22 protein-coding genes are annotated in these 24,539 nt (G+C 59.6%); 15 read left to right on the top strand and 7 right to left on the bottom strand.

The window, feature by feature from the left end; genetic code table 11:
• Positions 1-4 precede the first annotated feature (4 nt).
• The 10 genes from rlmN (at position 5) to HBN63_RS02545 (ending at position 10,856) form a co-directional block, all read left to right on the top strand.
• The gene (gene rlmN, locus HBN63_RS02590; protein WP_170048283.1) at positions 5-1,153 is read left to right on the top strand and encodes a 23S rRNA (adenine(2503)-C(2))-methyltransferase RlmN; all 1,149 of its coding nucleotides are present in this window, start codon (positions 5-7) and stop codon (positions 1,151-1,153) included.
• A gap of 13 nt (positions 1,154-1,166) precedes the next feature.
• A complete protein-coding gene (gene pilW / locus HBN63_RS02585; RefSeq protein ID WP_170048282.1) occupies positions 1,167-1,925 on the top strand; it encodes a type IV pilus biogenesis/stability protein PilW in 759 nt (252 codons plus the stop codon).
• Complete coding sequence (locus HBN63_RS02580) at positions 1,925-2,959, top strand: RodZ family helix-turn-helix domain-containing protein (RefSeq protein WP_170048281.1); 1,035 nt, start codon at positions 1,925-1,927, stop codon at positions 2,957-2,959. The genes pilW and HBN63_RS02580 overlap by 1 nt, the downstream gene beginning before the upstream one ends.
• A 1-nt stretch (position 2,960) precedes the next feature.
• Entirely contained in the window at positions 2,961-4,079 is a 1,119-nt protein-coding gene (gene ispG / locus HBN63_RS02575) for a flavodoxin-dependent (E)-4-hydroxy-3-methylbut-2-enyl-diphosphate synthase (protein ID WP_170048280.1), read from the top strand.
• 9 nt (positions 4,080-4,088) lie between these two features.
• Positions 4,089-5,378 (top strand): histidine--tRNA ligase, encoded by a 1,290-nt coding sequence (gene hisS / locus HBN63_RS02570; protein WP_170048279.1) that lies wholly within the window; start codon positions 4,089-4,091, stop codon positions 5,376-5,378.
• Between the two features lie 100 nt (positions 5,379-5,478).
• A complete protein-coding gene (locus HBN63_RS02565; protein ID WP_262498873.1) occupies positions 5,479-6,060 on the top strand; it encodes a tetratricopeptide repeat protein in 582 nt (193 codons plus the stop codon).
• Positions 6,053-7,204: an outer membrane protein assembly factor BamB gene (bamB, locus tag HBN63_RS02560; protein ID WP_160016427.1), complete on the top strand. Its 1,152-nt coding sequence runs from the start codon at positions 6,053-6,055 to the stop codon at positions 7,202-7,204. Before HBN63_RS02565 ends, bamB begins: the two co-directional genes overlap by 8 nt.
• 128 nt (positions 7,205-7,332) lie before the next feature.
• Entirely contained in the window at positions 7,333-8,805 is a 1,473-nt protein-coding gene (gene der / locus HBN63_RS02555; RefSeq protein ID WP_160085283.1) for a ribosome biogenesis GTPase Der, read from the top strand.
• Positions 8,806-8,925: 120 nt separating this feature from the next.
• Positions 8,926-10,074, top strand: a complete 1,149-nt coding sequence (locus HBN63_RS02550) for a pyridoxal phosphate-dependent aminotransferase (protein WP_170048277.1) — start codon at positions 8,926-8,928, stop codon at positions 10,072-10,074.
• Positions 10,062-10,856, top strand: a complete 795-nt coding sequence (locus HBN63_RS02545) for an amidohydrolase (protein ID WP_170048276.1) — start codon at positions 10,062-10,064, stop codon at positions 10,854-10,856. Before HBN63_RS02550 ends, HBN63_RS02545 begins: the two co-directional genes overlap by 13 nt.
• A gap of 9 nt (positions 10,857-10,865) precedes the next feature.
• Here HBN63_RS02545 and HBN63_RS02540 read toward each other — a convergent pair whose 3' ends face one another.
• Both HBN63_RS02540 and HBN63_RS02535 read right to left on the bottom strand, forming a co-directional pair.
• Positions 10,866-11,621 (bottom strand): ABC transporter substrate-binding protein, encoded by a 756-nt coding sequence (locus HBN63_RS02540; protein ID WP_223181863.1) that lies wholly within the window; start codon positions 11,619-11,621, stop codon positions 10,866-10,868.
• A gap of 85 nt (positions 11,622-11,706) precedes the next feature.
• The gene (locus HBN63_RS02535; RefSeq protein ID WP_170048275.1) at positions 11,707-12,081 is read right to left on the bottom strand and encodes a MerR family transcriptional regulator; all 375 of its coding nucleotides are present in this window, start codon (positions 12,079-12,081) and stop codon (positions 11,707-11,709) included.
• Between the two features lie 76 nt (positions 12,082-12,157).
• Here HBN63_RS02535 and HBN63_RS02530 point away from each other — a divergent pair, with 76 nt between their 5' ends.
• Positions 12,158-13,231 carry an SDR family oxidoreductase gene (locus tag HBN63_RS02530; RefSeq protein ID WP_170048274.1) on the top strand — a complete coding sequence of 358 codons (1,074 nt, stop codon included), beginning with the start codon at positions 12,158-12,160 and terminating at the stop codon, positions 13,229-13,231.
• Positions 13,232-13,347: 116 nt separating this feature from the next.
• Here the strand turns inward: HBN63_RS02530 and HBN63_RS02525 are convergent, their stop codons facing one another.
• A complete protein-coding gene (locus tag HBN63_RS02525; RefSeq protein ID WP_167142048.1) occupies positions 13,348-14,448 on the bottom strand; it encodes an alkene reductase in 1,101 nt (366 codons plus the stop codon).
• Positions 14,449-14,567: 119 nt separating this feature from the next.
• Here HBN63_RS02525 and HBN63_RS02520 point away from each other — a divergent pair, with 119 nt between their 5' ends.
• Positions 14,568-14,936, top strand: coding sequence for a helix-turn-helix domain-containing protein (locus HBN63_RS02520; protein WP_275113183.1), 369 nt, complete (start codon positions 14,568-14,570; stop codon positions 14,934-14,936).
• A 53-nt stretch (positions 14,937-14,989) separates the two neighbouring features.
• On the opposite strand, the gene leuA is transcribed toward HBN63_RS02520, so the two are convergent.
• The 4 genes from leuA to xseA all read right to left on the bottom strand — a co-directional run bounded on the left by leuA (position 14,990) and on the right by xseA (position 20,565).
• A complete protein-coding gene (gene leuA / locus HBN63_RS02515; RefSeq protein ID WP_170048273.1) occupies positions 14,990-16,660 on the bottom strand; it encodes a 2-isopropylmalate synthase in 1,671 nt (556 codons plus the stop codon).
• A gap of 320 nt (positions 16,661-16,980) precedes the next feature.
• Positions 16,981-18,237: a mechanosensitive ion channel domain-containing protein gene (locus HBN63_RS02510; RefSeq protein ID WP_170048272.1), complete on the bottom strand. Its 1,257-nt coding sequence runs from the start codon at positions 18,235-18,237 to the stop codon at positions 16,981-16,983.
• 105 nt (positions 18,238-18,342) lie between these two features.
• Positions 18,343-19,167, bottom strand: coding sequence for a peptidoglycan DD-metalloendopeptidase family protein (locus HBN63_RS02505; protein ID WP_170048271.1), 825 nt, complete (start codon positions 19,165-19,167; stop codon positions 18,343-18,345).
• Positions 19,168-19,185: 18 nt separating this feature from the next.
• Positions 19,186-20,565: an exodeoxyribonuclease VII large subunit gene (gene xseA / locus HBN63_RS02500; protein ID WP_170048270.1), complete on the bottom strand. Its 1,380-nt coding sequence runs from the start codon at positions 20,563-20,565 to the stop codon at positions 19,186-19,188.
• Between the two features lie 105 nt (positions 20,566-20,670).
• Here xseA and HBN63_RS02495 point away from each other — a divergent pair, with 105 nt between their 5' ends.
• From HBN63_RS02495 to guaA, 3 genes are all read left to right on the top strand, one after another.
• Positions 20,671-21,222, top strand: a complete 552-nt coding sequence (locus HBN63_RS02495) for a sugar ABC transporter ATPase (RefSeq protein ID WP_170048269.1) — start codon at positions 20,671-20,673, stop codon at positions 21,220-21,222.
• A gap of 117 nt (positions 21,223-21,339) precedes the next feature.
• Positions 21,340-22,809 carry an IMP dehydrogenase gene (gene guaB / locus HBN63_RS02490; protein WP_090248601.1) on the top strand — a complete coding sequence of 490 codons (1,470 nt, stop codon included), beginning with the start codon at positions 21,340-21,342 and terminating at the stop codon, positions 22,807-22,809.
• Positions 22,810-22,901: 92 nt separating this feature from the next.
• Positions 22,902-24,482: a glutamine-hydrolyzing GMP synthase gene (guaA, locus tag HBN63_RS02485; protein ID WP_170048268.1), complete on the top strand. Its 1,581-nt coding sequence runs from the start codon at positions 22,902-22,904 to the stop codon at positions 24,480-24,482.
• The last annotated feature ends 57 nt before the right edge of the window (positions 24,483-24,539 follow it).

Genomic DNA, 24,539 nt, shown 5'->3' with positions numbered 1-24,539 from the left:
AGCCATGACTGAAGCTACCGGTAAAATCAATCTGCTGGGTCTGACCCAGGCAGAGATGGAACAATTCTTCGAAAGCATCGGGGAAAAGCGTTTCCGTGCCGGGCAGATGATGAAATGGATTCACCACTTTGGTATCGATGATTTCGATGCCATGAGTAACGTCAGCAAGGTCTTGCGCGAAAAGCTCAAGGCCTGCGCTGAAATCCGCGGCCCGGAAGTGGTCAGCGAAGATATTTCCACTGATGGCACGCGCAAGTGGGTTGTGCGGGTGGCGTCAGGTAGTTGCGTAGAAACCGTGTATATCCCCCAGGGCGCGCGTGGCACCTTGTGTGTGTCGTCGCAGGCCGGCTGTGCGCTGGATTGCAGTTTCTGCTCAACCGGTAAACAAGGTTTCAACAGCGATCTGAGTGCCGCCGAAGTTATCGGTCAGGTGTGGATCGCCAACAAGTCGTTCGGCAGCGTGCCGGCGAAGATCGACCGTGCCATCACCAACGTAGTGATGATGGGTATGGGCGAGCCGCTACTGAACTTCGACAACGTCGTCGCCGCCATGAAAATCATGATGGACGACCTCGGCTATGGCATTTCAAAGCGCAAGGTGACGCTGTCCACCTCGGGTGTGGTGCCGATGATCGACAAGTTGGGTGAAGTGATTGATGTCTCGCTTGCCCTCTCACTGCATGCGCCCAATGACGCGCTGCGCAACGTACTGGTACCGATCAACAAGAAGTACCCGCTGGAAATGCTGCTGGCGGCGTGCAAGCGTTATGTCTCGCGTCTCGGCGAGAAACGCGTGCTTACAATCGAATACACCCTGCTCAAGGATGTGAACGATAAGACCGAGCACGCTGAGGAAATGATCGCACTTCTCAAAGATGTGCCTTGCAAGATCAACCTGATTCCGTTTAATCCCTTCCCCCACTCCGGGTACGAGCGGCCTAGCAACAATGCTATTCGCCGTTTCCAGGACCTGCTGCATAAGGCCGGGCACAATGTCACTGTGCGCACCACGCGAGGCGAGGACATTGATGCGGCCTGTGGTCAGTTGGTCGGCCAGGTCATGGATCGTACCCGTCGTAGTGAGCGCTATATTGCTGTGCGTGAATTGAGTAGCGAGGCCGAAACGCCGAGTTCCGCCGCCAATCGAACCTGAGGGGAGGATACCCATGACCTTGCGTCCCGCGTCATTGCTGTTGGCCGCCAGTCTGTTAGTCGGTTGCGTTACAACTGGTAATGTCGATCCGATGAAAACGTCCAAAGGCCGTGATGAAGCCCGAGATGCTTACGTGCAGCTTGGTATCGGTTATCTACAGCAAGGCGAGACCGAACGCGCCAAGATTCCGTTGAAGAAAGCGTTAGAACTCGACTCATCGAATGCGGATGCACATGCTGCACTGGCGTTGGTGTTCCAGATTGAAATGGAGCCCAAGCTGGCTGACGATCACTACCGCAAGGCGCTCTCGCAAAACAGTGACGATGCTCGCTTGTTGAATAACTACGGCAGTTTTCTGTTTGAGCAGCAGCGTTACCAGGAGGCCTTCGAGCGCTATTCCCAAGCTGCTCAGGACACGCTTTATCCGGAGCGCTCACGGGTGTTTGAAAACCTTGGGCTGACCTCCTTGCAGCTCAAGCAGCGTGAGCAGGCCAAGGCCTATTTCGAGCGTTCGCTACGGTTGAATAGCCGCCGTCCCCGCGCCCTGATGGAAATGGCGCAGTTGTCCTTTGAGGACAAACAATATGTTCCCGCACGGAGCTATTACGATAGCTACATGGCGCTTGCTCAGCCAGATGCGCGCAGCCTGTTGCTGGGCGTACGGCTGGCGAAGATTTTCGAAGAGCGCGACAACGCGGCGAGCCTCGGTTTGCAGTTGAAGCGACTTTATCCGGGCACGCCGGAATATCAGCAATACCTGTTGGAGCAATGATGAAAGCGGCGCATCCAGAAGTGCTAACAGTTCCCCGTATCAACCCGGGTGAGACTTTGCGCAAGGCTCGTGAGGGGCGTGGTTGGACTATTGCCGAAGTTGCAGCGCAGCTTAATTTGACCCCTCAGCGTTTGAGTCAGGTCGAGCAAGGTGCCTTCGATAAGCTCCCTGGGCATACCTTTGCGCGTGGTTATGTCAGGGCCTACGCCAAGTTACTGGACATCGATCAGAATCGTCTGGTACTGGAGTTTGACCAATTCACTGGCAGCGATGCGGCGGGTAGCAGTGTTCACAGCTTGGGCCGTATCGAGGAGCCCGTGAGCTACTCGCAACGTATCTTGCGGATGGTCAGCTTTGTCCTCTTGCTGGCGCTAGCCGGTTTGAGCTTCTTTTGGTGGCAAGAGCAGGCTGAGCGTCGTGCCGCAGACTTGGCGTCAACCAGCCTTGAGCATGTTGAGGTGGACGGTGCTGATGGCACCACGCAGATCCATCCGTTGGATGAGCCGGAAGATCAAGCGGTAGAGGCTGCTCAGCTGGATGCAGGAGTGACGTTACCGCCACTTCCTGAGGGTGCTGCAGAGTTGCCCAGTGTAATCGGGGCCGAAGCTGCGGCCGTGGTCGCCCCTCAAGTTGAGCAGCCACAAAACCTTGCCGATACAGCAGGTACTCCTGCAGTGCCTGCTGCGTCTGCTGAGGTTCCGTCGGTAGTTGCTGACGCCCTGCCCGAGGTATCTTCTGCACCTGCACCTGCACCTGCACCTGAACCTGTATCTGTGCAGGCCGCTGCCGGTGAGGCGGTGGTTAGTCTGACCTTTATTGCTGATTGCTGGACGCAGCTGACAGATGCTAATGGCAAGGTGCTTTTCAGCGCCCTCAAGCGCAAAGGCGATAGCTTAGAGTTGGCCGGTAAGGCACCACTGGAGCTGCGTCTGGGCTTCGCTCGAGGCGCTCAGGTGAGCCTGAATGGCAGCCCAGTTGATGTGGCCCCGTTTATCTCCGGTGAAACCGCGCGTCTGAAGTTGGGTGGGCAGTAACATGCATTGCGAGTCACCGATCAAACGCCGTATTTCACGCAAAATCTGGGTTGGCTCTGTACCGGTGGGCGGTGACGCCCCCATCGCTGTGCAGAGCATGACCAACAGCGATACCAATGATGTAGCCGCTACCGTGGCGCAGATTCGTCGCCTGGAAGATGCCGGTGCCGATATCGTGCGAGTTTCCGTGCCGGATATGGACGCTGCTGAGGCGTTTGGCCGAATCAAGCAGCAGGTTCGCGTGCCGCTGGTGGCCGATATCCACTTCGACTACCAGATTGCCTTGCGCGTAGCCGAGCTTGGCGTCGATTGCCTGCGTATCAATCCGGGCAATATCGGTCGTGAAGACCGCGTGCGTGCAGTGGTTGAAGCGGCGCGGGACAAAGGCATACCAATCCGCATCGGCGTCAACGCTGGGTCGCTGGAAAAGGATCTACAGAAAAAATACGGCGAGCCGACGCCAGAGGCGCTGGTTGAATCTGCCTTGCGCCATGTCGAGCATTTGGATCGGCTGAATTTCCCGGACTTCAAAGTCAGCGTAAAAGCGTCTGACGTGTTTATGGCGGTCGAGGCTTATCGCTTACTGGCCAAGCAGATCGAGCAGCCACTGCATTTGGGTATCACCGAAGCTGGCGGTTTACGTTCTGGCACTGTGAAATCCGCTGTGGGGCTGGGCATGCTACTGGCCGAGGGGATTGGCGACACCATTCGCATTTCCCTCGCCGCTGACCCGGTGGAAGAGATCAAGGTCGGCTTCGACATCCTCAAGTCCTTGCGCCTGCGTTCCCGTGGCATCAACTTCATCGCCTGCCCAAGTTGCTCGCGGCAGAACTTCGATGTGGTGAAAACCATGAACGAGTTGGAGCAACGCGTCGAAGACTTGCTCGTCCCGTTGGATGTGGCGGTGATCGGTTGCGTGGTCAATGGTCCTGGTGAAGCCAAGGAAGCCCATATCGGCCTAACCGGTGGTTCACCCAACCTGATCTATATCGATGGCAAGCCGGCGTACAAGCTGGGTAATGACAACCTGGTTGATGAGCTGGAAAAGCTGATCCGCCAGAAAGCAGCCGACAAGGTTGCTGCTGACGCCGCGGTTATCGTGCGCAGCCAAGACAGCTAAGGAATTGAAGTGAGCAAGCCCCTGCAAGCCATTCGTGGCATGAACGATATCCTGCCCGAGCAGACCCCGCTTTGGCGTTATTTTGAAGGTACCGTCGCCAGCCTGCTGGATGGTTACGGCTATCGGCAGATTCGCATGCCGATCGTTGAGTTCACCGAGCTGTTCAAGCGCTCGATTGGTGAAGTGACCGATATCGTTGAAAAAGAGATGTACACCTTCGACGACCGTAATGGCGACTCGCTGACGCTGCGCCCGGAAGGCACTGCAGCCTGCGTGCGTGCCGTGCTTGAACATGGCTTGTCCGGTGGTGGGCAGACGCAGAAACTCTGGTACATCGGCCCGATGTTCCGTCACGAGCGTCCGCAGAAAGGCCGTTACCGCCAGTTCCATCAGATCGGTGTGGAAGTCTTCAACATCGACGGCCCGGATATCGACGCCGAGTTGATCGTGCTGACTTGGCGCCTGTGGGGCCTGCTGGGTATTCGCGATGCGGTGAAGCTTGAACTCAACAGCCTGGGCACCAGCGCCGCGCGTGCCGTTTACCGTGATGCATTGGTCGAGTTCCTGACGGCTCATGCCGATCAGCTGGACGAAGACAGCCGTCGCCGTATGAACACCAATCCGCTGCGCGTACTCGACAGCAAGGCCCCGGAAACGCAGGCGCTGTTGGTCAATGCGCCGAAGCTGGCGGATTACCTGGACGAAGAGTCGCGCGTGCATTTCGAGGGGCTTAAAGCCCGTCTGGATGCGGCCGGTGTGCCGTATGTGATCAACCCCAAGCTGGTGCGTGGCCTGGACTACTACAGCAAGACGGTGTTCGAGTGGGTGACTGATCAGCTCGGTTCCCAGGGCACAGTGTGCGCGGGTGGCCGTTACGATGGCCTGGTTGAGCAGATGGGTGGCAAACCGACGCCAGGCGTGGGTTTTGCCATGGGTATCGAACGTTTGGTGCTGTTGCTCGAAACTCTAGGTAAAGTACCGGCTGAAATCGCCCGTACGGTCGACGTTTACCTGTGTGCCTTTGGCGAGCCTGCTGAACTGGCGGCGCTGGCCTTGAGCGAGCGACTGCGTGACCAGCTGCCAAACCTGCGTCTGCAGGTGAATGCCGGGGCGGGTAGCTTCAAGAGTCAGTTCAAGAAAGCCGACAAGAGTGGCGCCTTGTACGCCTTGATCTTGGGTGAAGACGAATTGGCCCAGCAAGTGGTAGGTTGCAAACCGCTGCGCGGTCAGGGCGAGCAACAAAGTATTGCGTGGTCGGCATTGGCCGACCATTTGGCGACCAGCGCCGATCAGGCCTGAGCGCCTGTTGAGTGATTTAGCGAATAGGAGTGTTGGGGTGGTTTCGCGTACTGATGATGAAGAACTGGCGGTAATCAAGGACTGGTGGCAGCGCAATGGCATGCCATTACTGACCGGTGTTGCGCTGGCGTTGGTGGTGGTGTTCGGCTGGCAGGGCTGGCAGAAATATCAGACTAATCAGTCCCAGGGTGCCTCGCTGGTGTATCAGCAGTTGCTTGAAGCTGCGCTGGACCCGAGCGGCAAGCCCGATGCGAGCAAAGTTGCTGAGTTGGCGAACACGCTGAAAAAAGATTTTGCCGGTACCCATTACGCGCAGTACGGCAGACTATTTGTGGCCAAGGTTGCAGTTGAGGCCGGCAAACTGGACGACGCTGCTAGCGAGTTGCAGGCCATTGTCGACAAACCGGCCGATGACAGTCTGGCTGAGCTGGCCCGTCAGCGCCTGGCGCGCGTACTGGCTGCGCAGGACAAAGTTGAAGATGCCCTGAAACTGCTGGATGCCAAGGTTGCGCCGGCGTTTGTCGCCAGCCGTGAAGAACTCAAAGGTGACCTGCTGGTGCAACTCGGCCGTGCCGATGACGCGCATGCCGCCTACGAAAAAGCCAAGGCAGCGCTCTCTGAAGATGCCGCTGTCGGTGGTCTGCAAATGAAGCTGGATGATCTGGCAAAAGGGGATGCGTGACGTGATGCGCTGGAAGAATGCCGCACTGCTGGCCCTGGCCGTTCTGGCCGTAGGTTGCAGCAGCAATAGCAAGAAGGAACTGCCACCGGCCGATCTGCCCAAGTTTGAGGAAGAGGTTAGCCTGCAGAAAGAATGGAGTCGTTCGATTGGCGACGGCCAGGGCGAGTCCTTTAACATGCTGGTGCCGGCGATTGATGGTGAGCAGATTTATGCCGCCGATGTCGAAGGCTTGGTTGTAGCCATGGACCGCATGACCGGCAAGGTCATCTGGAAAGCCGACCTAGAGCTCCCGGTGTCCGGCGCAGTCGGTGCAGGCTATGGCCTGGTTGTGGTTGGTACGCTCAAAGGCGAGATCATCGCCCTCGATACTGCCAGCGGTGAAGAGAAATGGCGCGCTCGTGTAACCAGTGAAGTGTTGGCTCCGCCTGCGCTGAACGGCGACGTGGTGTTGGTACAGACCCAGGATGATCGCCTGATCGCCCTGGACATGAACACCGGTGAGCAGCGTTGGATCTTTGAAAACACCCCGGCAGTGCTGACCCTGCGTGGTACTGGCAGCCCAGTGCTGACCAACCGTCTGGCGATTGCTGGCCTGTCCACCGGTAAGGTGATTGCGCTGGATGCTCAGCGTGGTATTCCGGTTTGGGAACAGCGTGTGGCTGTGCCGCAGGGCCGTTCCGAACTGGATCGCGTAGTCGATATCGACGGTGGTCTGCTGCTCTCGGCTGGCACCCTTTACGCCGTCAGCTACCAGGGTCGTGTTGCGGCGCTGGATCTGGAAAGCGGTCGTATCCTCTGGCAGCGCGAAGCGTCCAGTTCGGTTGGTGTTGCTCAGGGTTACGGCAGTGTTTACGTAAGCCTGGCCAGCGGTACCGTTGAAGGTATCGACGAGCGTTCGGCTTCGGCACTCTGGAGCAACGATGCCCTGGCTCGTCGCCAGTTGTCGGCTCCAGAAGTGTTCTCCAGCTACATCGCGTTCGGTGACCTGGAAGGTTATCTGCACCTAGTCAGCCAGGTGGACGGTCGTTTTGTCGGCCGTACACGTATTGACAGCGACGGCCTGCGTGCCCGTCCGCTGGTCGTGGGTGATTGGCTATATGCCTACGGTAACGGCGGCAATCTGGTGGCTCTGACCATCAAGTGATCGCTCGCTGACGCGTTGGCTATGCTGCACAGCACCTAGGGTTGTGCAGCATAGCCAGCGTAATGAATTCCGGCCGCTGCCCCTGCAGCGGCTTTTGTATTTTCTGAAATAACGAAGTGGAGAGCCTAATGGTTCCCGTAATTGCCCTGGTGGGCCGTCCGAACGTCGGCAAGTCCACCCTGTTTAACCGCTTGACCAAGTCCCGTGACGCGATTGTCGGCGACCTGTCTGGTCTGACCCGTGATCGCCAGTACGGCGAGGCCAAGTGGCAGGGGCGAACCTATATCGTCATCGACACCGGTGGTATTTCCGGTGACGAGGAAGGCATTGACGCGAAGATGGCCGAGCAGTCGCTGCAAGCCATCGAAGAGGCGGATGCTGTGCTGTTTCTGGTGGATGCCCGTGCCGGGTTGTCCGCTTCCGATCAGATGATTGGTGAGCACCTGCGTCGCCGTAACAAGCGCAGCTTCCTGGTCATCAACAAGGTCGACAACATCGACGCCGACTTGGCCCGCGCTGAGTTCTCCAGCATGGGCATGGGCGAGTCCCTGGCGATTGCCGGTGCTCACGGTCGTGGCATCACCCAGATGCTTGAAGCCGTACTGGGCTCCTTCCCCAAGGATGCCACCGAGCCGGAAGAGGGCGAGGAAGAAGAGATCGTTCTCGAAGGTCAGGAAGCCAAGCGCATACCCGGCCCAAGCGAGAAGGACGGCATCAAGCTGGCGATCATCGGGCGGCCTAACGTTGGCAAGTCGACCCTGGTCAACCGCATGCTCGGTGAAGAGCGGGTTATCGTTTATGACCAGGCCGGTACCACCCGCGACAGCATCTACATCCCGTTCGAGCGCGATGACGAGAAGTACACCCTCATCGATACCGCTGGCGTGCGTCGCCGCGGCAAGATCTTCGAAGCGGTGGAAAAGTTCTCGGTAGTGAAAACCCTGCAGGCGATTCAGGACTCCAACGTCGTGGTTTTCGTTATGGATGCACGCGAAGGCGTGGTGGACCATGACCTCAACCTGCTTGGCTTCGTCCTGGAAAGCGGTCGTGCGCTGGTCATCGCCCTGAACAAATGGGACGGCATGGAGCCGAGTGAGCGCGATTATGTGAAGGTTGAGCTGCAACGCCGGTTGTTCTTCGTCGACTTTGCCGATATCCACTTTATCTCGGCGCTGCACGGCACTGGCGTAGGCAATCTGTACAAGTCGGTGCAGGCCTCGTTCAAGTCGGCGATCACCCGCTGGCCGACCAACCGTCTGACCACGATTCTTGAAGACGCCGTCAGCGATCACGCGCCGCCCATGGTCAACAATCGCCGCATCAAGTTGCGCTATGCCCACCTGGGTGGTGCCAACCCGCCGCTGATCGTGATCCACGGCAACCAGGTCGAGGCGGTACCCAAGTCCTATATCCGCTACCTGGAAAACACCTACCGCCGTGTGCTTAAGCTGGTCGGTACGCCGATCCGTATCGAGTTCAAGGGCGGCGATAACCCCTATGAGGGTAACAAGAACACCCTCACGGATCGTCAGGTGAACAAGAAGCGCCGCCTGATGAGCCACCACAAGAAGGCCGAGAAGAAGCGCAAAGACAAGCGCTAAGCTTGGATTTAAACGCTCTATAAAGGCACCTGCGGGTGCCTTTTGCGTCTCTGGGGGATCGGCTATCCTGCCGCATCACTCGCGCTCAAGCTCGGCGCTTGGCCCAGGAATATTGCTTCGATGATTATCAGCAAACTGCCGAACGTCGGCACCACCATCTTTACCCGCATGTCGCAGCTCGCCGTGGAAACCGGCGCGCTCAATCTGTCCCAGGGCTTCCCGGATTTCGATGGGCCGCAGGCCCTGCGTGATGCGGTCGGCCGACATATTGCTGCTGGGCATAACCAGTACGCGCCGATGACTGGCTTGCCAGCGCTGCGCGAGCAGGTGGCGGCGAAGATTGCCCGCAGTTATGGCCGTATGGTCAGCGCCGATACTGAAGTCACCATCGTTCCCGGCGCTACCCAAGGAATCTTCTGCGCTATCCAGGCGTTGATTCATCCGGGTGACGAAGTCATCGTCTTCGACCCCAGCTACGACAGCTATGAGCCCTCGGTCGAGCTTGCCGGCGGGCGCTGCGTGCATGTGCCGCTGGCCTTGCCGAATTTCGCCATCGACTGGCAGCGCCTGCAGGGCGCGCTGAGCGATAAGACGCGCCTGATCATCCTTAACAGCCCGCACAACCCCAGCGGGGCGCTGATTTCACGGGCTGAGCTGGACCAGTTGGCGGCCCTGATTCGCGCGCGCGATATCTACCTGATCAGCGACGAGGTCTATGAGCATCTGGTGTTTGATGGTGTTCAGCACGCCAGCGTTCTGGCCCATGAGGAGTTGTATCAGCGCGCCTTTGTGGTTAGCTCGTTCGGCAAAACCTATCACGTCACCGGCTGGAAAACCGGGTATGTGGTGGCGCCGCCAGCCTTGAGCGCCGAGCTGCGCAAGGTTCACCAATACGTCAGCTTCTGTGGCGTGACGCCGCTGCAGTGGGCCCTGGCCGACTATATGGCCGAGCAGCCTGAGCACGTCGAAGAGTTGCCAGCGTTCTATCAGGCCAAGCGCGATCTGTTTTGCGACCTGCTGGCCGGCTCGCGCTTTACCTTCACCCGCGCCGCCGGTACCTATTTCCAGTTGGCCGATTACTCGGCCATTCGCAGTGATCTGGATGATGTGACCATGGCCGAATGGCTGACCCGCGAACATGGCGTGGCGGCGATTCCGGTGTCGGTGTTCTATCAGAGCCCACCTGCGGGTTTGCGTCTGGTGCGTTTCTGCTTCGCTAAGCGTGAAGAAACCCTGCGCCAGGCGGCAGATAAATTATGCGCGATCTAAGCCTGTTGCCCGACCTCGAACTGGCGCTGATCCAGACTACCCTGGCCTGGCAGGACCCTGCGGCCAATCGCGCGCATTTTGCATCCCTGCTGGAGCAGGCACGCGGTGCCGATCTGGTCGTCCTGCCGGAGATGTTCAGCACCGGCTTTTCCATGGACTCCGCCGCCCTAGCCGAACCCGAGGATGGCCCGACCAGTCAGTGGCTGCGCGAGCAGGCTCAGGCGCTGCAGGCCGTGATCACCGGCAGTTTGATTATCCAGGCCGCTGATGGTTCCTACCGCAATCGCCTGCTCTGGGCGCGCCCGGATGGCTCTGTAGCGCACTACGACAAGCGTCATCTGTTTCGCATGGCCGGTGAGCACAAGCACTACAGCGCCGGCACTGAGCAGGTGCTGCTAAAGGTCAACGGCTGGCAGGTGCGCCCGCTGATCTGCTACGACCTGCGTTTCCCGGTGTGGAGCCGCGATCCACAGACCACCGACCTGCTGCTCTACACCGCTAACTGGCCAGCCGCACGGCGCAACCACTGGAATCGCCTATTGCCAGCGCGAGCGATCGAAAACTTCTGTTATGTGGCGGCGGTAAACCGCATTGGTGAGGACGGCAAGGGCCATGCCTACAGCGGCGACAGCCAGGTGCTGGATTTTCAGGGCGAGGCGCTGCTGGAGCCTGGGGCGGCGGATGGCGTATTCCGGGTAACCCTCAATGCTGCCGAGTTGGCCGCTTACCGTGAGCGTTTCCCGGCTTATCGCGATGCGGATGCTTTTACCCTGGCTGACTGATGGGCGGCTTCACTGCTTTAGGTAGTGGTCGTAGATCGCCTGGTAGCGCCCGCTGGCCTTGAGTTGGGCGAGGCCGGCGTTGAAGTCATCGCGGATCTGCGGGTCGCGAAATACCGGCCGGTAGTTCTGCGGGTCTTCCTCGACAAACTGGTGCATGGCGATGGTTTTGGCCTTGAACAGGGTGGTGCGTTCCAGCAACAGTTCGAAGTAGCGATAGATGCTGCGATCACTCAGTACCAGATCGTAACGGCCCTTGTTTAGGCCAAGCACCTGCAGCTCCTGATTGTTCTGCTCGAAGTACAGGCCATCTTTCTGGCTGGCGGCCAACCATTCGGGGTAGCGCTGGGCGGCGCCTTGAAAGGCCACGATGCTAAGGCCCTTGATGTCCTCGGGCTTCTGGATGTCGAAGCGCCGGCCTTTCAGGCTGACAAACACGTTGTAGTAGATCACCGCTGGGTTGCCGTAGTGGCCACCTACAGCGGCAAGGTCCTGACCCAGGTCAGTCATGGCCGCATCCACTTCACCTTTGCGAAACGCCAGTGGCACGCGGGCCAGAGGAAAGTAGCGGGGTTCGAGTGTGTGGCCGCGAAAGGCCAGGGCTTCGCCAATCACTTCCAGCTCGATACCGCTATCACTCTCTGGAAAGCAGAAGGGCGGAATCTTTTCACCGAAGGCCATGACTACAGTGGCCGCGAGGCCATTTGCGCTGCAGGCGAGCAGAAGTGGCAGGGTGAGGGTGCACATCCAGTGTGTCAGTGAACGCATGTTCAGGTGCTCCTCCGATCCATGACGTCAGTGTAGTGATCGCCTGTTCGCTCGCCGTGCACTTGGTCTGAATAGCCAGGTTGATTTAGCCAGCTGCAGTGGGCTTCTGTTCGGCGGCGCTGGCTTCCAGGCGCAGTTTTTCACTGCGCAGAAAATCGCGCAGCTGCTGCAGGTCGGTAAGTTTCTGCTCCACCTCAACCAGCTTACGGCTTACCAGCTCGGCGCCCTGGGCGCAGTCGAGCTGTTGCTCGCGCTGAGCTTTGAGGATTTCGCCGATCTCACCAAGGGAAAAGCCCATGCTCTGAGCCTGCTGGATAAAACCCAGGTCCTGTAGCGTCTGCAGGCTGTATTCGCGGTAGTTGTTATCGCGGCGCAAGGCGCTGATCAGCCCCAGGCTTTCGTAATAACGCAGGGTGTGGCGGCTGGCGCCGCTGCGTTTTTCCAGCTCGCCTATGCGCATGACAATCTCGCTTGACTGTAGAGTGTGCTCGACAGTTTAGCCTGCTTGGGTCATCAACGACTCAGGAGGATTGGCGATGAATCATCCATGTTTTGTCACCGGCGGCAGCGGTTTTATCGGTCAGCATCTGCTGGCGTTACTCACCCACAAGGGGCGCCCGGTCAGCGTGCTGATGCGTCGACCGCACAGCCTGCCAGCTTTGCGCGAGCAAATTGAGCAGTTGGGCGGGCGGGGCGATTTGCTCACGGCGGTTGGCGGTGATCTGGGCTTGCCGGGGCTGGGGTTGGATGCCGCTGCCCGTGAGCAGGTGCGTCAGGCTGCTGTGGTGTTTCACCTGGGCGCGCAGTTCGCCTGGGGGCTGGCTGCCGAGCAGGCGCGCCAGGTCAATGTCGAGGGCGCGTTGGCTGTGGCTGAGCTGGCGGCGCAGCAAGGCAGTCGCCTGTTGATGGTGGGCGGCTTTATGCTGGCCAATCATGGGCATCTACAGCGCATCGGCATTGAGCTGCAGCGGCCCGAGCGCACTGATTGGGACAAGGTCTATCAACGTACTGGCGCCTATGAGGGCAGTAAGCTTGAGGCGCATTTTCGCGTGCACGCGCGTATGGCTGAGCTGCAGGCGCCACTGACGGTGGTGCATCCGGCCACCGTGTGCGGCCATAGCCGCAGTGGGCATATTCTGCCGGCGCAGCCATTGGCTGGGCTGATCAGTAATCTGGCGGGCGGTTTGCTCGGGGCAATACCGGGTTCGACAGCGCATTGGCTGCCGTTGGTCAGTGTGGATTTTCTCGCCGGGCTAATAGTGGCCGCAGCCTTTGATGAGCAGCAGGCCGGGCAGGAGATTCTCGCCCTGGATGCCACGACGCCCAATCTGCAGGGCATGCTGCAGCAATTGGCCAACACACTAGGCGTCAGCGCGCCAAGTCGGCATGTGCCGATTCCCTTGCTGCGGGCGTTGCTAAAAATTCCGGTTGTGCCGCGGTTGCTGCGTACCGATGCCGAGTCGCTGGATTTTATCCAGACCACTCGTTTCGATACCGCTGCGACGGATGCGCTGGTTCAGCGCCACGGGCTGGTATGGCCCGATATAACTCAAGCCTTGCGGATGACCGCGCGTTACCTGGTGTCTACGCCATCAGCAGTTAGTGGCTGAGGGCTGCGCGATTTACCTGCCATCTAAACTGCTCAAGGGCCGAGCGCATCCAGGTGGCTGTCTGACACATGGCAACAAGCGCCGGGCAAGCACCGGCGTTTGTTGCGGCAGGGGAGTTAGCTCATGCTTGGGTAGTCGGTGTAACCCTCGGCCCCACCGCCATACAGGGTGTTGCCGTCCAGTGGGTTGAGTTCAGCCCCGGCTTTAAAGCGCGCCAGTAGGTCTGGGTTGGCGATATAGGGGCGGCCGTAGGCGACTAGGTCAGCCAGGTTGTTGGCGATAGCCTGCTCACCGCTTTCCGCTGTCTGCCCACCCGCAATAATCAGCGTGCCCTTATAAATGTTGCGAAGGGCGCGTAGCAGATCATCAAAGCCCTCGAAGGTGCCCCCCAGCCAATCCGGACGGTTGACGTGCAGGTAGGCCAGGTTGCGGCTATTGAGTTGGCTGACCAGGTAGCTGAAGGTCTCCAGTGGGTTGGCATCGTGCACATCGCCAAACGTACCCATAGGCGAAATACGGATGCCGACCTTGCGGCTGTCACCGACCGCAGTCACCGTAGCGTCCAGTACTTCAAGTACAAAGCGCGCGCGGTTTTCTACCGAGCCGCCATAGACATCGGTGCGCTGGTTGCTATTGGAACAGAGGAACTGATCCAGCAGGTAGCCGTTAGCGGCATGCACTTCAACACCATCGAAACCGGCCTTGATCGCGTTTTCACTGCCGTGGGCGTAAGCGCTTACAACACCTGGTAGCTCACTCACTTCCAGTGCGCGTGGCATGGCAGTGGCCGCCTTGTGGTGGCTACCGTCGGCTTCGACTACATAGCACTCGGCCTTAGCCTGGATAGCCGAAGGGGCTACCGGGTCGGCGCCGTTCGGTTGCAGCAGCGGATGTGAGATACGTCCCACATGCCACAGCTGCAGGAAAATGCGTCCGCCGGCTTGATGCACTGCCTGGGTGACTTGCTGCCAGCCGGCCACTTGCGCATCGCTGTGGATGCCCGGTGTCCATGCGTAGCCTTGGCCTTCAGGGCAGACCTGGCTAGCTTCACTGATGATCAGGCCGGCGTTGGCGCGCTGGGCGTAGTAGCTAGCATTCAGCTCGCCAGGGACGTTACCCGGCAGGCTGCGCTGGCGTGTCAAAGGCGCCATCACCAGGCGGTTGGGCAGCGTCAAAGCGCCAAGCTGCAGCGGTGCTTGCAGGTGTTCAATCGTCATAAAGCCTCCATCAAGGTCTTCGAAGTGGCTGTATAGGCCAAGGCAGCTATTATGCGCGTGGCAATCTTTTTAGGAAGTACGTACGATAAAGGCGGTAACTTACTTAAAGGTAACCATTAATGGCTGAGCAACAAGCCGGGACGGTTGAGAACAAGCGTCTGATGCAAGGCGATAAGGTCTATAGCACACCGATGGATGTCACCTTGGAGGTGATTGGTGGCAAGTGGAAGGCCCTGCTGGTGTATCGCCTGCTCAACGGGCCGCTGCGCTTTTCAGAGCTGAAACGGTTGGTGCCGGACATCACCGAGAAGATGCTGACTCAGCAGCTGCGTGAATTGGAGCGTGTCGGCGTGCTAACCCGAACTGTATTCGCTGAGGTACCGCCGCGAGTGGAATATTGCGTGACTGAGCATGGTGCCACGTTGCAGCCGGTGCTGGCTGCCATGTGTGAGTGGGGGCGTAGTCACTGGCAGCAGCAGAGCGAATGAGCAGTAGAGTATCGGGTCGCTAGCGGAGAGCGTCCGCCAGCGCCCGGTGCCTATCAGGCAGCTTGCTCGGCTGCCTGGCCGATGGCGCGATTCAGCGCGCTAAACAGCGCGCGGAAGCTCGCGGTAGTCAGGTTTTCGTCGATGCCGACGCCATGCAGCGCGCGGCCGCCGTTGACGCGCAGCTCGATATAAGCCGCCGCTTTGGCATTAGTGCCGGCGCCGATGGCGTGCTCGCTGTAGTCCATGATTTCCACGTCTACCGGCAGGCCGGCAACCAGGGCTTCCAGCGGGCCTTTGCCGATCCCGCGCCAGTGCTGGGTTTCTCCGGCATTGATGACTTCCACATCGACCGCGCTGGTGCCATTTTCTTCCTGCAGGCGGTGGCCTTTCAGGGCATAGGGCGCTGTGGCTTGCAGGTACTCGGTTTCGAGCAGCGTGTAGATTTGCACGGCGGTCATCTCCAGGCCGAGGCGGTCGGTTTCTTTTTGCACCACCTGGCTGAATTCGATCTGCATACGGCGCGGCAGGTTGATGCCGTATTCCTGCTCCAGCAGGAAAGTGATACCGCCCTTGCCGGACTGGCTGTTGACGCGGATCACCGCCTCGTAATCGCGGCCGATATCGGCCGGATCGATCGGCAGGTACGGCACTTCCCACAGCGCATCTGCCTGCTGCTGAGCGAAGCCCTTGCGAATCGCATCCTGGTGCGAGCCGGAGAACGCGGTATGCACCAGGTCGCCGACGTACGGATGACGCGGGTGCACCGGAATCTGGTTGCAGTCTTCGACCACCTTGCGCACGGCGTCGATGTCGGAGAAGTCCAATTGCGGATCGACGCCTTGGGTGTAGAGGTTCAGCGCCAGGGTCACCAGGCAGACGTTACCGGTGCGCTCGCCGTTGCCGAACAGGCAGCCTTCCACGCGGTCGGCACCGGCCATCACCGCCAGCTCCGAGGCAGCTACGCCGGTGCCACGGTCATTGTGGGTGTGCACGCTGATCAGCACGCTGTCGCGCTTGTCGACATGGCGACCGAACCACTCGATCTGGTCGGCGTAGTTATTCGGTGTGGCGCACTCGATGGTCGCTGGCAGGTTAAGGATCAGCTTGTTTGCCGGAGTCGGCTGGAACACGTTGATCACCGCGTTACACACCTCGACGGCGAAGTCGATCTCGGTGCTGCTGAACACTTCCGGCGAGTACTCGAAGCCCCACTGGGTTTCCGGCGCAGCATCGGCCAGGCGCTTGATGGTGCTGCCTGCGGCCACGGCGATGGCTTTGACACCGGCCTTGTCCTGGTTGAAGACGATTTTGCGGAAGCTCGGCGCACAGGCGTTGTAGTAGTGAACGATGGCCTTCTTGGCGCCTTTCAGCGACTCGAAGGTGCGCTCGATAAGGTCGTCACGGGCCTGGGTCAGCACCTGAATGGTCACGTCATCCGGGATGTGGCCGCCCTCGATCAGCTCGCGAACGAAGTCGAAGTCGGTCTGCGAGGCGGACGGGAAACCCACTTCGATTTCCTTCAGGCCCACTGCCAGCAGGCACTTGAAGAAGCGCATCTTCTTCTCGGCGTCCATCGGCTCGATCAGCGACTGGTTGCCATCACGCAGGTCAGTGGACAGCCAGATCGGCGCCTTGTCGATGATCTGGTCTGGCCATGTGCGGTCTGGAATCTGGATCTGGGTGAACGGGCGGTACTTACTGGACGGGTCTTTGAGCATGCTCATGGTGTTGATCCTTGTGGCGCGGCTGCAAGCGGTGAGCCGGGCAAAAACTGAGAAAACAGGGCAGGGCGTGGGCGTGAAAATTCAGCCACGCAGTCGCTGGCTCACCAGGCAGAGGTTGGCGTGTTGGCGCAGCAGAATAAGGGTGTGGTAGGTGTTCATAGCGCCAACCCTAATCTCTGAGGTCAAAGCTGGCAAGCAATGCTGTAAAATTGGTGTTTGAGTGCGATCCAGGCGTGTTTAGGCGATTAATTTTGCGTAAAAAGTCGTGGGTAAGCGTTTGGATTGCGGGCGGCTCAGGTGTTTCGGTCGCCGCTGTGGCTTCAAGGCTGGGTGCCAGGCAGCAGGTTGTGTTTCAGTTCACGCATGTCCGCCCCGCTCGGGTGCTGGAAGACCCGCAAACCGAACTCGGGAAGGATCGCCAACAGGTGGTCGAAGATATCCGACTGAATGGCCTCATAGCGTGCCCAGACGATGGTGTTGGTGAAGCAGTAGAGTTCCAGTGGCAGGCCGTCTGCGGTTGGGTTCATTTGCCTGACCAGTTGGGTCATCTCCTGGTGGATACCTGGGTGCTGACGCAGGTAGTGCTCGACGTAAGCGCGGAAGGTGCCGATGTTGGTGACCCGCCGGGTATTTGCCGGCTCCTGGCTGGCCTCAGCCAGTGCGCTGTTCCAGCTGAGCAGCTCGCTCTGCTTGCTGTTCAGGTATTGGCCGAGCAGCAGAAAACGCTGCAGGCGGGTGATCTGCTCTGGGCTGAGGAAGCTGATACTGGTTTGGTCAAGCAGCAGGCTACGTTTGATCCGCCGTCCACCGGATTCCTGCATGCCGCGCCAATTCTTGAACGGGTCACTGATAAAGCGTTTGGTCGGGATGGTGGTGATGGTTTTGTCCCAGTTCTGCACCTTGACCGTGTGCAGGGCGATATCGATGACATCGCCGTCGGCGTTCAACTGTGGCATCTCGATCCAGTCACCAACGCGCACAATGTCGCTGGAGGAAATCTGCACGCTGGCGACCAGGGACAGCAAGGTGTCCTGAAAAATCAGCATCAGTACGGCGGCCATTGCACCCAGGCCAGACAGCAGAATCAGCGGTGAGCGGTCGATCAGGCTTGCGACCATGAGTATTGCGGCAATCGCGAAGAGCAGAATCTTCACCACCTGCACATAGCCCTTTATCGGCTTCAGGTGGGCATTCGGGCGCTTCTGGTAGCCGTTGTTGAGCAGCGTCAGCACGCCGCTGATGGCCAGAGCGATGGTCAGTACGATAAAGGCGCTGCACACGTTGCCGGTTACCGCCACGGCAGCTTCCGGCAGGTTGGGCACCAGGGTGATGCCGATGGAAATGATCAGCGCAGGAACAATGTTTGCCAGTCGCGCGATCACCCGCGAGTCATGCAGGCTGCCGTCCTGGCCAATCGGCGTGGCCTTGAGTGCGCGGTACAGGCCGCGCAGAAGAATGCGCTTGACCACCCAGTTGGCCAACCAGGCTGCCAGTAGCAGCAGCGAGATGCCGGTCAGGCTATAGAGTGAGGGGTAATGCTCAAGCCACTGTTGGGTGTTGCTGTACAGGTCGTTCATGCCGCTCCTTGGGGTGATCGTTCAGCCTGTTAACTCGGCCACCTTAACAAATGAGCGGGAATCGGGCCGGCCGGGTTATTTGCTGAAAGTGTCTCGAGGCAGTGCTTATGGCTTGAACGCGCCGATAAAAATCGCCGGATCGACGCGGGCATCATTCAGGCTGACGTTCCAGTGCAGGTGCGGCCCGGTGGCGCGACCGGTGGCGCCGACTTTGCCGAGTACGCCTCCACGGGGAATTTCATCACCGACTTTTACGCCGATGGCCGAGAGGTGGCAGAACATGCTGATCAGGCCCTGGCCGTGGTCGATAAAAACGGTTTTACCGTTAAAGAAGTAGTCGCCAGTCAGGATCACCTTGCCTGCGGCCGGGGCCTTTATCGGCGTGCCGCTATTGGCCGCGAAGTCCAGCCCGGAGTGCGGGTTGCGCTCCTCACCGTTGAAAAAGCGGCGCAGGCCGAAGGGGCTGGATAGCGGCCCGTTGACCGGCTTGTCGAACAGCAGGTTGCTTGGCTGACGTGGACTGAACTGCTGGTAAGCGCGGGTTTGTTCGGCCAGTTCGCGTTCGATGCGCGCAAGGTTCTTGGCGTTTGGGTTGACCTGCTGCTGGTTCTTGATGGTGATGCGTTGCTCGACGTAATGCTTGCTGCCTACCTGAAAGCTCAGCGTTTGGCTGCCGTTGACGCTGATCTGTTGGCTGCCTGGCTTGATGCTGAGCGGGATGCCGACAATGGCGATCCAGCGTTGCTGATCCTCGTGAATCACCAGCACCGGCTTGTTCTGATAGAGCACGCTGGGTGCGCTGGCTGCTGGCCCTAGATCGACTACCGCCACGCCGCCGGGCACGGGTTTATTGAGCAGTCGGCTGATAAAGCCTTCGGCGTGGACGGGCAGGGCAAGGCAGAACAGGGTGAGCAGGGTGAATAGACGCATGGGGGACCTGTGTGGAAATCAATCGAGCAGCGAGAGGGTAACCGGCCGCACATGGTTGTCTTCGACCCGCACATCCAGCTCGCCGTTGCCCAGGCGCGCTTTCAGGCGCTGGCCGTGGCGGGTGTCGGCGGCGTTGCGGATGGCGCGGCCGCGCTCATCCAGCAGGATGCTATAGCCACGCCCGAGGGTCGCCAGCGGACTGACCGCATGCAGCGTTTGCACTTGGCTATGCAGCTGCAGGCGGCGTGCCTTGAGGCCCTCGCGCATGCTGCGTTGCAGACGTTCGGCCAGTGCCTGCAAGCGTTGATCCAGCAGCTTGAGATTACGTTCCGGATGCAGGCTTAGCAGGCGGGTTTGCAGATGATTCAGGCGTTCGCGACGGCTATTCAGCTGGCGTGCGAAAGCGCGTGTCAGCCGCATATCCAGATCATCTACACGCTGAGCATGCTGGCGCAGGCGCTCGCCGGGATGGCGCAAGCGACGCTGCAAACCGTCCAGGCGCATGCGTTCACGTTCCAGGCGGTGTTGCATGCGCAGGTTCAGGCGGCGTTTGAGATTGTGCAGGCGTTGCACCAACTCGCTACTGTCGGGGGCCAGTAGCTCGGCGGCGGCGGAAGGTGTTGGTGCGCGTACGTCGGCGACAAAATCGGCGATGGACACATCAGTCTCATGGCCCACGGCGCTGACGATAGGCGTGATGCAGGCGGCAATAGCGCGGGCCACCGGTTCTTCGTTAAAGCACCAGAGATCTTCCAGCGAGCCGCCGCCACGGGCGAGGATCAGCGCATCAAAGCCTTTTGCATCGGCAATGTCGAGGGCGCGAACAATCTGCGCGGTGGCTTCGCGGCCTTGCACGGCGGTAGGGATCAGGGTCAGTTCGACTTGCGGTGCGCGGCGGCGAAATACGCTGATGATGTCGCGGATCACCGCGCCGGTGGGCGAGCTGATAATACCAATACGTTTCGGGTGCGCTGGCAGGGCGACTTTGGCCTCGGCGGCGAACAGCCCCTCGGCGCTGAGTTTTTCCTTCAAGGCCTCGAAGGCCAGTCGCAGCGCGCCATCGCCTGCAGGCTCGACGGCATCGAGAATTAGTTGGTAGTCGCCGCGCCCTTCAAACAGCGAGACTTTGCCGCGCACCTTGACCGCCAGGCCATCACGCAGCGCTTGGCGCACCTTGGCGGCGTTCTGCCGGAACAGCGCGCAGCGCACCTGAGCCTGGCTATCTTTAAGGGTGAAATAGATGTGTCCGGACGCTGGCTTGGCCAGGTTGGAGATTTCCCCCTCGACCCAGATGCCGCCGAATACATCTTCCAGCAGCAGGCGTGCGCGGTTGTTCAGTTGACTGACGCTGAGCACCTCGCGGTCGAGGTTCAGGCGTTGGAAGGGATCTTTGATCATGGCCCGCATAGTAAATGCTTTGCCCAGCCTGCCATAGGGCATTGGTCTTGACCGCCGCTGTAAGCCCTTTAAGCTGCGCGCCTTTAGCGCAAACCGAGTCCCGTTATGAGTGAGCAGCAGGCGATCATCGTGCCGCAGATTTCCAGCTTTCCCGGCCATGAGGCGCGGGCGCGGTTGATCGTGCGTTGGCTGGTCAAGCAGAACATCATCAAAGAACAGCTCACCACCTGTGGCCGCACCTTCAAACATATGGGCTACGGCATTGCCGAGGGCGCGCGGCGGGTGGTCGAGCGTCCCGAGCTGTTGCCGTTCGGGCAGGCGGTGCATGGCCTGGAGATTATCTACAAACGCTGTATCTATACCCCGACAACGGACTTTCTCGAAGAGGCCGGCTGCCCCGAGTGTCGGCGCGAAGTGGGCGAAAGGTTATTCGACAGCCTGGAAGACTGGATGCCGGGGCATACCGATAACTTTCGCTGCCCGCTGTGCGGCCATGAAGACGATATCAACGGCTTTCTGTTTCTGCAGCCCTGCGGGTTTTCCAACCTGGGTTTTATCTTTAATAACTGGGCGGACGCCGGCTTTAAGCAGAGCTTTCTCGATGAGTTTGTTGCGCGCTTGGGCTATCCGGTGTCCGTGGTACGGGTCGATTTGTAGGTCTGCTGAGTCAGCTCCGGTAAACGGAGCGTTGTCCACCACTTCTTTGCATTGAGTGCAGGGGGGCGTCTGAGTATAATGGCTCGCTTCCAATTTTCCCGTCCGGGAGCCCCCGCCATGCTGCGTATCAGTCAAGAAGCTCTTACCTTCGACGACGTTCTACTTATTCCAGGTTATTCCGAAGTTCTGCCGAAGGATGTCAGCCTCAAAACGCGCCTGACCCGTGGTATTGAACTGAATATTCCGTTGCTCTCTGCTGCCATGGATACCGTCACTGAAGCCCGCCTGGCGATTGCCATGGCTCAGGAAGGCGGCATCGGTATCATCCACAAGAACATGACCGTCGAGCAGCAAGCTGCCGAAGTGCGCAAGGTCAAACGCTACGAGGCGGGCGTGGTCAAGGACCCGATCACCATCGAAGCCAACGCCACCGTGCGTGACCTGTTCGACCTGACCCGTATGCACAATATCTCCGGCGTACCAGTACTCAGCGATGGCGACCTGGTTGGCATCGTCACTTCCCGTGACGTGCGTTTCGAGAACCGCCTGGATGCCACCGTGCGTGAAGTGATGACGCCGAAAGAGCGTCTGGTCACCGTACCGGAAGGCGCCGACAAAGACGTTGTGCGCGAATTGCTGCACAAGCACCGCATCGAGAAAGTCCTGATCGTCGATGATGCCTTCCGCTTGAAGGGCATGATGACCGTCAAGGACATCGAAAAAGCCAAAGCTTACCCGCTGGCCAGCAAAGACGACCAAGGTCGCCTGCGTGTTGGTGCAGCTGTCGGCACCGGCGCCGATACCGCTGACCGCGTCGCCGCGCTGGCTAATGCCGGTGTTGACGTAATCATTGTCGACACCGCCCACGGTCACTCCAAAGGCGTGATCGACCGCGTGCGTTGGGTCAAGCAGAACTTCCCGGACGTACAAGTGATCGGCGGCAACATCGCCACCGGCGAAGCCGCCAAGGCCCTGGCCGAAGCTGGCGCTGATGCAGTCAAGGTCGGTATCGGCCCTGGCTCGATCTGCACCACGCGCATTGTTGCTGGTGTCGGCGTACCGCAAATCTCCGCCGTGGCCAACGTTGCCGCCGCACTGGCTGGCACCGGTGTACCGTTGATCGCCGATGGTGGTATCCGTTTCTCCGGTGACTTGTCCAAGGCCATCGTTGCTGGCGCGTCTTGCGTGATGATCGGTTCGATGCTCGCCGGTACTGAAGAAGCACCGGGCGAAGTCGAGCTGTTCCAGGGCCGCTCCTACAAGGCTTACCGCGGTATGGGCTCGCTGGGCGCCATGGCGCAGGCGCAGGGCTCTTCGGATCGTTACTTCCAAGACTCCTCGGCCGGTGCCGAAAAGCTGGTGCCGGAAGGCATCGAAGGCCGCGTGCCATACAAAGGCGCAATGGCTGCCATCGTTCACCAGCTGATGGGCGGCCTGCGTGCCTCCATGGGTTACACCGGTTGTGCAACGGTTGAAGAGATGCGCAGCAAGCCTGAGTTTGTGCGCATCACCGGTGCCGGCATGGCTGAGTCCCATGTACACGACGTACAGATCACCAAAGAAGCCCCCAACTACCGCGTGGGCTGACTGTTGATCAGTTGATATAAAGCCCGGGGCTGTCGCTGTTGTTTTACAGGGCAGCCCCGAGTCATTTGTGAATTTCGCTACGAGAGACGGTCATGGCTCATCAAGACATCCACGCTCACCGCATCCTGATTCTGGATTTCGGCTCCCAGTACACCCAGCTGATCGCCCGCCGCGTGCGTGAGATCGGTGTGTATTGCGAGCTGCACCCGTTCGACATGGATGAGGAAGCGATCCGCGAATTCGCTCCCAAAGGCGTCATCCTCGCCGGTGGCCCTGAGTCCGTGCACGAAGCCAACAGCCCGCGCTGCCCGCAAGCGGTGTTCGATCTCGGCGTGCCGGTGTTCGGCATCTGCTACGGCATGCAGACCATGGCTGAGCAGCTGGGCGGCAAGGTCGAGGGTTCTGATCTCCGTGAGTTTGGCTATGCCCGCGTGGATGTGGTTGGCAAGAGCCGCCTGCTCGATGGCATCGAAGACCATGTCGACGCCGACGGCTTGTTCGGCCTCGATGTATGGATGAGTCACGGTGACAAAGTCACCAAGATGCCGGCCGACTTCCACGTCCTGGCCAGCACCCCGAGCTGCCCGATTGCCGGCATGTTCAACGATGAGCGCCGTTACTACGGCGTGCAGTTCCACCCTGAAGTGACCCACACCAAGCAGGGCGGTCGCATCCTGTCGCGTTTCATTCTCGACATCTGCGAGTGTGAAGCCCTGTGGACGCCGTCGAAGATTGCTGAAGACGCCATCGCCCAGGTGCGCGCCCAGGTCGGTGATGCCAACGTGCTGCTCGGCCTGTCCGGCGGTGTGGACTCCTCGGTGGTTGCGGCGCTGCTGCACAAGGCCATTGGTGATCAGCTGACCTGCGTATTCGTCGATAACGGCCTGCTGCGCCTGCACGAAGGCGAGCAGGTGATGGCCATGTTCGCTGAGAACATGGGCGTCAAGGTGATCCGTGCCAACGCTGAAGCGCAGTTCCTCGACAACCTGGCCGGCGAAGCCGACCCGGAGAAGAAGCGCAAGATCATCGGTCGCACCTTTATCGACGTGTTCGATGCTCAGGCCAGCCAACTGGACAACATCCAGTTCCTCGCCCAGGGCACCATCTACCCGGACGTGATCGAGTCGGCGGGCGCTAAAAGCGGCAAGGCCCACGTGATCAAGTCGCACCACAACGTCGGCGGCCTACCGGAAGAAATGAACCTGAAACTGGTCGAGCCGCTGCGCGAACTGTTCAAGGACGAAGTGCGGCGCCTCGGCCTCGAACTCGGCCTGCCGTACGACATGGTCTACCGTCACCCATTCCCCGGCCCAGGCCTGGGCGTGCGCATCCTCGGCGAAGTGAAGAAGGAATACGCCGACCTGCTGCGTCGCGCTGACCATATCTTTATTGAAGAGCTGCGCAAGGCCGACTGGTACCACAAGGTCAGCCAGGCCTTCGTAGTGTTCCAGCCGGTGAAATCGGTGGGCGTGGTCGGTGATGGCCGCCGTTACGCTTGGGTTGTTGCCCTGCGCGCGGTGGAGACCATCGACTTTATGACTGCACGTTGGGCGCACCTGCCCTACGAGCTGTTGGAAACCGTCAGTGGCCGCATCATCAACGAAATCGAAGGCATCTCCCGCGTCACCTACGACGTGTCGAGCAAGCCGCCTGCCACCATCGAGTGGGAGTGACCAGAAGGGGCCTACGGGCCCCTTTTTGTTGGCCCTGATCGGTTGCGTATGAGGTAG

It is taken from the genome of Pseudomonas sp. WS 5011 (assembly GCF_012985775.1).
GTDB lineage: Bacteria > Pseudomonadota > Gammaproteobacteria > Pseudomonadales > Pseudomonadaceae > Aquipseudomonas > Aquipseudomonas peli.
This window is presented reverse-complemented; position numbering and strand designations above follow the sequence as displayed.

Excerpts from the sequence above, each read along its gene's own strand:
- rlmN (WP_170048283.1), top strand. The coding sequence starts at position 5 with ATGACTGAAGCTACCGGTAAAATCAATCTGCTGGGTCTGACCCAGGCA.
- pilW (WP_170048282.1), top strand. The coding sequence starts at position 1,167 with ATGACCTTGCGTCCCGCGTCATTGCTGTTGGCCGCCAGTCTGTTAGTC.
- HBN63_RS02580 (WP_170048281.1), top strand. The coding sequence starts at position 1,925 with ATGAAAGCGGCGCATCCAGAAGTGCTAACAGTTCCCCGTATCAACCCG.
- ispG (WP_170048280.1), top strand. The coding sequence starts at position 2,961 with ATGCATTGCGAGTCACCGATCAAACGCCGTATTTCACGCAAAATCTGG.
- HBN63_RS02565 (WP_262498873.1), top strand. The coding sequence starts at position 5,479 with ATGCCATTACTGACCGGTGTTGCGCTGGCGTTGGTGGTGGTGTTCGGC.
- bamB (WP_160016427.1), top strand. The coding sequence starts at position 6,053 with ATGCGTGACGTGATGCGCTGGAAGAATGCCGCACTGCTGGCCCTGGCC.
- der (WP_160085283.1), top strand. The coding sequence starts at position 7,333 with ATGGTTCCCGTAATTGCCCTGGTGGGCCGTCCGAACGTCGGCAAGTCC.
- HBN63_RS02550 (WP_170048277.1), top strand. The coding sequence starts at position 8,926 with ATGATTATCAGCAAACTGCCGAACGTCGGCACCACCATCTTTACCCGC.
- HBN63_RS02545 (WP_170048276.1), top strand. The coding sequence starts at position 10,062 with ATGCGCGATCTAAGCCTGTTGCCCGACCTCGAACTGGCGCTGATCCAG.
- HBN63_RS02540 (WP_223181863.1), bottom strand. The coding sequence starts at position 11,621 with ATGCGTTCACTGACACACTGGATGTGCACCCTCACCCTGCCACTTCTG.
- HBN63_RS02535 (WP_170048275.1), bottom strand. The coding sequence starts at position 12,081 with ATGCGCATAGGCGAGCTGGAAAAACGCAGCGGCGCCAGCCGCCACACC.
- HBN63_RS02530 (WP_170048274.1), top strand. The coding sequence starts at position 12,158 with ATGAATCATCCATGTTTTGTCACCGGCGGCAGCGGTTTTATCGGTCAG.
- HBN63_RS02525 (WP_167142048.1), bottom strand. The coding sequence starts at position 14,448 with ATGACGATTGAACACCTGCAAGCACCGCTGCAGCTTGGCGCTTTGACG.
- HBN63_RS02520 (WP_275113183.1), top strand. The coding sequence starts at position 14,568 with ATGGCTGAGCAACAAGCCGGGACGGTTGAGAACAAGCGTCTGATGCAA.
- leuA (WP_170048273.1), bottom strand. The coding sequence starts at position 16,660 with ATGAGCATGCTCAAAGACCCGTCCAGTAAGTACCGCCCGTTCACCCAG.
- HBN63_RS02510 (WP_170048272.1), bottom strand. The coding sequence starts at position 18,237 with ATGAACGACCTGTACAGCAACACCCAACAGTGGCTTGAGCATTACCCC.
- HBN63_RS02505 (WP_170048271.1), bottom strand. The coding sequence starts at position 19,167 with ATGCGTCTATTCACCCTGCTCACCCTGTTCTGCCTTGCCCTGCCCGTC.
- xseA (WP_170048270.1), bottom strand. The coding sequence starts at position 20,565 with ATGATCAAAGATCCCTTCCAACGCCTGAACCTCGACCGCGAGGTGCTC.
- HBN63_RS02495 (WP_170048269.1), top strand. The coding sequence starts at position 20,671 with ATGAGTGAGCAGCAGGCGATCATCGTGCCGCAGATTTCCAGCTTTCCC.
- guaB (WP_090248601.1), top strand. The coding sequence starts at position 21,340 with ATGCTGCGTATCAGTCAAGAAGCTCTTACCTTCGACGACGTTCTACTT.
- guaA (WP_170048268.1), top strand. The coding sequence starts at position 22,902 with ATGGCTCATCAAGACATCCACGCTCACCGCATCCTGATTCTGGATTTC.